General features: G+C 54.0%; 4 protein-coding genes. 3 read left to right on the top strand and 1 reads right to left on the bottom strand.

Annotated elements, in window-relative coordinates; translation table 11 throughout:
* Positions 1-59: 59 nt before the first annotated feature.
* The 3 genes from JW953_07270 to JW953_07280 are packed head-to-tail and all read left to right on the top strand — an operon-like array spanning position 60 to position 6,237.
* Positions 60-2,303 (top strand): hypothetical protein, encoded by a 2,244-nt coding sequence (locus JW953_07270; protein MBN1992490.1) that lies wholly within the window; start codon positions 60-62, stop codon positions 2,301-2,303.
* A gap of 15 nt (positions 2,304-2,318) precedes the next feature.
* Complete coding sequence (locus tag JW953_07275) at positions 2,319-3,365, top strand: hypothetical protein (GenBank protein ID MBN1992491.1); 1,047 nt, start codon at positions 2,319-2,321, stop codon at positions 3,363-3,365.
* A gap of 28 nt (positions 3,366-3,393) precedes the next feature.
* A complete protein-coding gene (locus JW953_07280; GenBank protein MBN1992492.1) occupies positions 3,394-6,237 on the top strand; it encodes a PAS domain S-box protein in 2,844 nt (947 codons plus the stop codon).
* Between the two features lie 13 nt (positions 6,238-6,250).
* Here JW953_07280 and JW953_07285 read toward each other — a convergent pair.
* On the bottom strand, positions 6,251-6,939 hold a 689-nt coding region (locus tag JW953_07285), incomplete at its 5' end, for an FAD-dependent oxidoreductase (GenBank protein MBN1992493.1).

Raw genomic sequence — 6,939 nt, forward strand, 5'->3', positions numbered from 1 at the left:
ATTTTTGACAAAATGCAGGCAGCAGGCCAGAATTGTTTGAGATACGCAAGGAAATCAATATGACAAAATCGCCAATCACTTCCAAACTCAAATCTTCCACTTCCCATCTCCTCGTTTTGGCCGCTTATTTTCTGCTCACCGTATTAATGACCTGGCCCACCGTTCTGCACCTGACCGACGGTATCCCTGGCGACGGCTTTGACGGCTGGCAAAACTATTGGAATTTATGGTGGAGCAAAGAGGCCGCGCTGGTATTGGGCCAAAGTCCATACTTTACGGATTATCTCTACCCCCCGGCCGGCACCAACCTGCTTTTTCACACCCTCAACATCTTCAATTTTGGGTGGACATTACCCCTGCAATTGAACATTGGCCTGGCTGTGGCCTACAACAGTATTGTTTTTTTTAGTTTTGTGTTTGCGGGCTATGGCGGCTATCTGCTCTCGCTGCATACGCTGAGTCAATGGCGACCGCCCGGGCCTAAAGGGCTGCGCCCGGCGGCGTTTGGAGGAGGGCTGGTGTTTACCATGTCGCCCTTTCACCTGGCCCACCTGCTGGGGCACATGCAAGTGTTCAGCATGGTCTGGCCCCCCTTTTACGTTTTGTGGCTCCTGCGCACGCTGAAACCGTGGGCCGCTTCACCGCCGCCCCGTTATGCGCCGCGCGACGTGGCCCTCACCACGCTCTTTCTCGTCCTCGCCACCCTGGTTGATTGGTACCATACTTTGTACCTGCTCATTTTTACCGGGCTGGTTCTCCTGTGGTTGTGGGGACGGCGTTTACCGGCGCTGAGGAACAAAAATACCAAAGAGCCGGCTCAAAACCAAACAAAGGATTTAGGTTATGCGCCATCGGCTTTGCTTTTCCACCCCCTCTGGATTGTCCTGCTCATCGGCTTTGGCTTTGCCCTTGTTCTTTCCCCCCTGCTCATCCCGATGATCCAGGAAGCCAACGTCCGGCCCGATTTGGAAACCGGCCTGGCCCAAAATATTACCCTTTCCGCCGACCTGCTGGCCTTTGTTTTACCTTCAGAAATGCACCCCCTGTGGGGCCGGTGGGCTGCCGGCATAGCCCACAATTTCAGTAGCACTACCTCGGAGCGACTCATTTTTGCCGGGTTTGTTCCCCTGGCCTTGGGCCTGTTCATTATCATTCGCCGGTGGGTCAGCCATATTGTTAAATTTTGGCTGCTGGTGTCTGCCACATTTTTTATCCTGGCCCTGGGGCCATACCTGCACCTTATGGGCAAAGTTGTGTCCGTTGGCCATTGGCCCCTGCCCATGCCCTACCTTCTGCTTTACAAAACCATTCCCTTTATTGGCCTCACCCGTTCTCTCAGCCGCTACGATTTAATGGTGATGCTGGGGCTGGGCGTGCTGGTGGCTCTGGCCCTGGCCCACCTGTCAAACCGGCCGGCCAAATCACGTTTTGCCCTTTTCGTTTCACGTTTTAGTACGCCCCTGGCTATCCTGCTCATCTGTGTTGAATTTCTGCCTGCCCCCTATCCTGTTTCAAAAATAGAGGTGCCGCAATTGTATTTTGACCTGGCCACGCAGACAGAAGATTATGTAATTGCCGAATTACCTATGAATTGGGACAGGCCAACACCGTTGCTGCACCAAACGGTGCACCATAAACGCCTGCTCACGGCCTACACTTCCCGCGACCACCCCTTAGATTTGGCCCGGCGCACGCCTGTGTTTCAGCAGTGGCGTTATTTAGGGCCGGACATCATAACCCAGCCGCTTGAGGTGATTGCGCCAACGATTTTTGCCGACTATAACCTGCGTTACATTGTGCTTGATTATTGGCAAATGCCGCCCGGCCCCGAACGGAACGGCACGGAGCAATGGGTGGCGGTAGCTTTGCCCGGCGTTGCGCCGGTTTATGCCGACGACCGCCTGAAGGTGTACCAGGCTCCCCCAAAAACCGGCTGCCAACCCTATCTCACCCTGGGCACCGGCTGGAGCGAACCCCAAAAAAACGAAGCCGGCCCGTTCCGGGTTCTCTCAACAAGGCCGGAAAGCCCGCCCCAGCTATTTCTGCATCATCCCCAACAACAAACGTTTATTCTGGCAATAACTGCCGCCGCCCCTATAACGCAAAAATTAATCCTCTTTGTTGAGGCGGAACCGGCAGGCCAATTTACCGTAACCCAAACTTATTCCACCTGGGCGGTGGATTTACCGCCGTTGGCCGGAGATGTGGTTGCCCTAACCTTTAAGGCCGATGATCCCGGCAGCCAGATTGCGGTGAGTCGCATCGGTTTACAAACAAAAGAAGGCCAGGGGGACTGGCAGTAACCCGGAAAGGAAAAAATGGCCCGGCTCATCCGTTTATTCGCATTACTTCTCACCATCGTTATCATTCTTGCTTGTGGCCTGAACCGCCCCCCCCATTTCTGGCCCATAGGCGATACCTCTCCTGCGCCCACCCCTACCCCGGCCCAATTCAGCCCTGGCCCCACTTCGATCAATAACGGCCTGGCTGAATTAAAAAGTTACCGGGCCAATTTAACCGTAGATTTCACCGGCGGTTACAACGGCCAACCGGTAGCCGGGCGCATCGAGTCCTTAACCGAAGTGACCCAATCGCCGCCCGCCCGGCATCTTTATCTCAAGCTGGAGGGCCAACTTCCTAAATCAAATTTGCCGGTTGGGGTGTCAGAGTTTTATCAACTAAACGGCCAGGTGTATCTTAAAAAGGCAGGCGATAATATTTGGTCCCACTTTGCCGATGAAAACAGCCACCCTGTGCAGTTTGGCTTTCCCACGCCGGAACAACTCATCATCCTGCCCCGGCTGGTTTCCAGCCCTCCCCTTACGGAAACCTTGCACGGCCTCAGCGTGCAGCATTACCGTTTCAGTGAAAACGATCTGCATGACCCCAACGTAATTTTTCACCAGGCCCAGGGCGAAGTATGGATTGCCGGAGACTACGTGGCCCAATATGTCATCTCCGCCAGCCTGCGGGTGATTGTGCCCAACCCGCAGGCCCATATTTTTGACCAGGGGCAACTCAGGTTATACTATACGCTAACTAACATAAACGCCGATACCGCCATTACGCCGCCAACAAACATTGCCACCAACAACATCTTGAGCAACCTGCCCCAACTGCCCGACGCCAAACCGATTTCAGTTTTTCCAACTCTCATTGAATACACCAGCGCCATCAGCGCCATCAGCGCGACGATCTTTTATCAAGATACCCTGGCTACACTGGAATGGGCCGAAAAAGACGCCGCCATCTTCAATGAAAAAGCACGCCTACTTTTCAGCAGCGAAGGCCGGTTGCTGACCATCATTATTACGCCCGCCGATGATGGCGACGGAATTAAGGTAACTTTGAGCATAAGCCAATAATCCACAAAGCGCCGCCATGAGGGACAGCATGGGACAAAAAACAACACAGCCAGGGATTGATTGGTCCAGACAAGGCCGGGAGGCGGAACTACTGCACGCCCTTAATGCTGCCGCAGCTTCGTTACAACGCTCGGCCCATTCCGAAGCCGAAGTTTTTGACGCTTTCAAAGAGCAGATTGCCCGGCTTGGCTTGAACGGCAGCCTCGGCCTGTTTGATGAGACGGGGAAACAGATGGCCTTGCACGCCATTGTTTATCCGGGTCAAATGGAGTGGGTGGTCAAATTTGAAAAAATGGCGGGCTTAAAGGCCGAAGGATATGTCTACAACGTTGCCGAAATAGAGGTCTACCAACAGATAACGCAAACAGGCGAGCCAATTTTTTCGCCGGACAGTAAAGAGGCCCTATTGCAAATGTTCCCGGTTGAAATACCCCCCGCCATGATAGAACGCTTGCTCAAGGTCTTTGGTTCGTTTCCCTGCCTCTACGTGCCGCTGATAGCGGGGGGTTGTTTTCTGGGCGTTATGTTTGTAGCCGGCCCCGGCCTCACCCCAAACGACATCCCGGCGATGGAGGTGTTTGCCAATCACCTGGCCATTGCCTTAACCAATGCGCGTTTATTTGCCGCTCTCCAGCAATCGGAGGCTAAACTGCACCAATCGCACGCGGAGTTAGAGGCTCGGGTGGTCGAACGCACCGCCGCCCTGACAGCGGCCAATGAAGCCCTGGAACGCGAAATCGCCGAACGGCGACAGGCCGAGCAAGAAGCGCAACAGCGCACGGCAGACCTGGCCCTGATCAATGCGCTCAACGAAGCCATCAATCGCGGCGACAGCCTGTCAGACGTTATTCTCCTCCTGTCTAACGCCACCAAAGAGCTTTTCTCCGGCTACGAAGCCTCCGTGTATCTGCTCAGCGAAGACAAAAAATATTTGGTCATGCAAACCCTTTCCCCTTCGCCCGCTGTGCTCAAGCGTATTGAGCAACTCATCCACATCCAGATCCCACCCATCAAAATCCCTCTGAGACCTAACGGTCCTTACAGGGCCTTGCTCCAAAATGGCAAGCCGCGGCTCGTCAATGATCCGGCCGAAATCCGGGCCTTAATTGAAGAATTCACCTATACCGTCCATCTTCCCAATCGGCAATTGCGCCGCGCGCTCCGCAAGCTGATTCCCCAAATTCAAAAAACCCTGAATGTACATGGGGTTATCAATATGCCCCTGGTTTCTGAAGGCGAAGTCATTGGCCTGCTGGATATTTCCAGCCAAGAACCTCTGGCGGAAATAGATATGCGCCGGCTGGAAGCTATCTCTGGACAATTGACCGCCGCCATCAAACGCAAACAAACAGAAGATGCCTTACGCCAGAGCGAGGCAGGCTACCGGATGCTGTTTGAGCAAAACCTGGCCGGGGTCTATCGCACCACCCTGGCCGGGCGTATTTTGGAATGTAACCAGGCCTTTGCCCAGATTTTGGGCTATGACTCGCCGCAAGAGTTGATTGAGTGCCAGGCTACAAAATTCTATTTCGACTCTGCCGACCGGAACAAATTTATTGCCCGGCTACAGGAGCAAGGCACGCTAACCAGCTTTGAAACGTATCTGCGACGCAAAGACGGCACGCCGGTTTGGATTCTGGAGAATGTAAACTTGATCAAGGGGATAGACCCGGCCTCCTCTATTATTCAAGGCACATCGGTTGACATCACCGACCGCAAACAGGCCGAAGAACAGATGCGGCGTCAGGATCGGCTGGTGGCTGTTGGCCAACTGGCCGGGGGAATTGCCCATGATTTCAATAACCTGCTGACCGCTATCAACGGCTTTGCGGCTTTACTGAAATCTGAACTATCGCCGGATGACCCCCTCCATGAATTGGCCGAAAAGATATTAAGCTCCGGCCGCCGCGCCGCCGACCTGGTTCGGCAACTGCTGATTTTTAGCCGCAAGCAACTTGTTGAGCCGCAGGTAGTTAATCTCAATAACATTGTGCTTGATCTGGAGAAGATGCTGCGTCGCATCATTGGGGAAGATATTCAAATAAACACAATTTTGGCGTCGGATCTGTGGCCAATTGAAGTAGACCCTACCCAAATTGAACAGGTCATCGTCAATCTGGTTGTCAATGCCCGCGACGCTATGCCTCAAGGGGGGCAGTTGATCATTGAAACGGCCAATACCACGCTGAACGAGGCGTTTATTGCCAATCACCAGGGGCCGCCGCCAGGCGATTACGTGCTGCTGACCGTTAGCGATACGGGGATGGGCATGAGCGCAGAGGTTAAAGAACGCATTTTTGAACCGTTTTTTACCACCAAAGAGGTCGGCCAGGGGACCGGCCTGGGCTTAGCCATGGTCTATGGCATTGTCAAACAAAGCGGAGGGGATATTTGGGTGTATAGCGAGGAAGGGCTGGGCGCTACTTTTAAGATCTACCTACCGCGCGTCGCCGAAACCAGGCCGCTATCTTTCAGGCCGGATATTGCGGAGGAAATACCCCGAGGGGACGAAACAATCCTGTTGGTTGAAGATGACCCCGTGGTGCGCTTGCTGGCGCAGCGCGTGCTCCAGGAATGCGGCTACACCCTGCTAGAAGCGAAACACGGCTCAGAAGCATTGGATTTGGCAGTTAGCCATGCCGCCCCCATTCACCTCCTGCTGACCGACGTTATCATGCCTACAATGAGCGGCAAAGCCCTAGCCGAAGCGTTAGCCCAAACCCACCCCAATCTGAAAACGCTTTTTATGTCCGGCTATCCCGGCCACGTTATTTCCCAACACGGCATTCTGGACCCCGATGTTGAACTGCTCCCTAAACCGTTCAGCCCGCTGGACCTGGCCCGCAAAGTGCGCGCCGTGCTGGACGGTTAGGATTAGGCCATTATCATTTCCCCAGATATACGCCATCTCTGAGCAGGGTTTGGCGCAAAACCTGCACATCCAGGTCTCGCGGGGTTATACCTTGCGCTGCGCTCAAGGCTGCGGCCGTCCCGGTCGCCTGGCCCTGGCCCATACAACTCACCGTATTCCGGGTAGACATGTGGGCCTCATGGTCCGACGTAATCATCATCCCGGCCACCAACAGGTTATCTATGCCTCTGACCAACAACGCTCTATATGGGATGCCGTACGTGCCGCCGTTTTTAATCTGCAAGCGAGGGGCGGAGTCGTGAAAGCCGTAAACCATAATTTCGTCGTCAAAATGTCTACCCTCAAGCACGTCGCTCAAGGTGATGTCATAATCGCACGCAATCAGCCTGCCGCGCCTGATGCACAACGAGGGGCTGGTTCTGGCAATGAAGGCTTTTTCACAGCCGGGAATGGATGTTTTGATCAGGTCTATGGCTTTGGCCTGACGCCTTCTCAATTCCAATTCCGCTCTGACCACCTCATCTCTATTGGTAGGGCTGACCGGCATAGTGAAATTGAGCTTGATGAACATAAAATAATCGTCGTGAATTGTAGTGGTGACCAGCGCCATTCCAATCTTACTGATCTTCTCAACAAACTCCGGCGGCAGTTTTTCCAGGTTACCATGCAAACGCACAATTTGCCCGTCTTGCCCGCTCCGCA

The organism is Anaerolineae bacterium, from assembly GCA_016931895.1.
In the GTDB taxonomy this organism is placed as follows: Bacteria; Chloroflexota; Anaerolineae; order 4572-78; family J111; genus JAFGNV01.

Excerpts from the sequence above, each read along its gene's own strand:
- JW953_07270 (MBN1992490.1), top strand. The coding sequence starts at position 60 with ATGACAAAATCGCCAATCACTTCCAAACTCAAATCTTCCACTTCCCAT.
- JW953_07275 (MBN1992491.1), top strand. The coding sequence starts at position 2,319 with ATGGCCCGGCTCATCCGTTTATTCGCATTACTTCTCACCATCGTTATC.
- JW953_07280 (MBN1992492.1), top strand. The coding sequence starts at position 3,394 with ATGGGACAAAAAACAACACAGCCAGGGATTGATTGGTCCAGACAAGGC.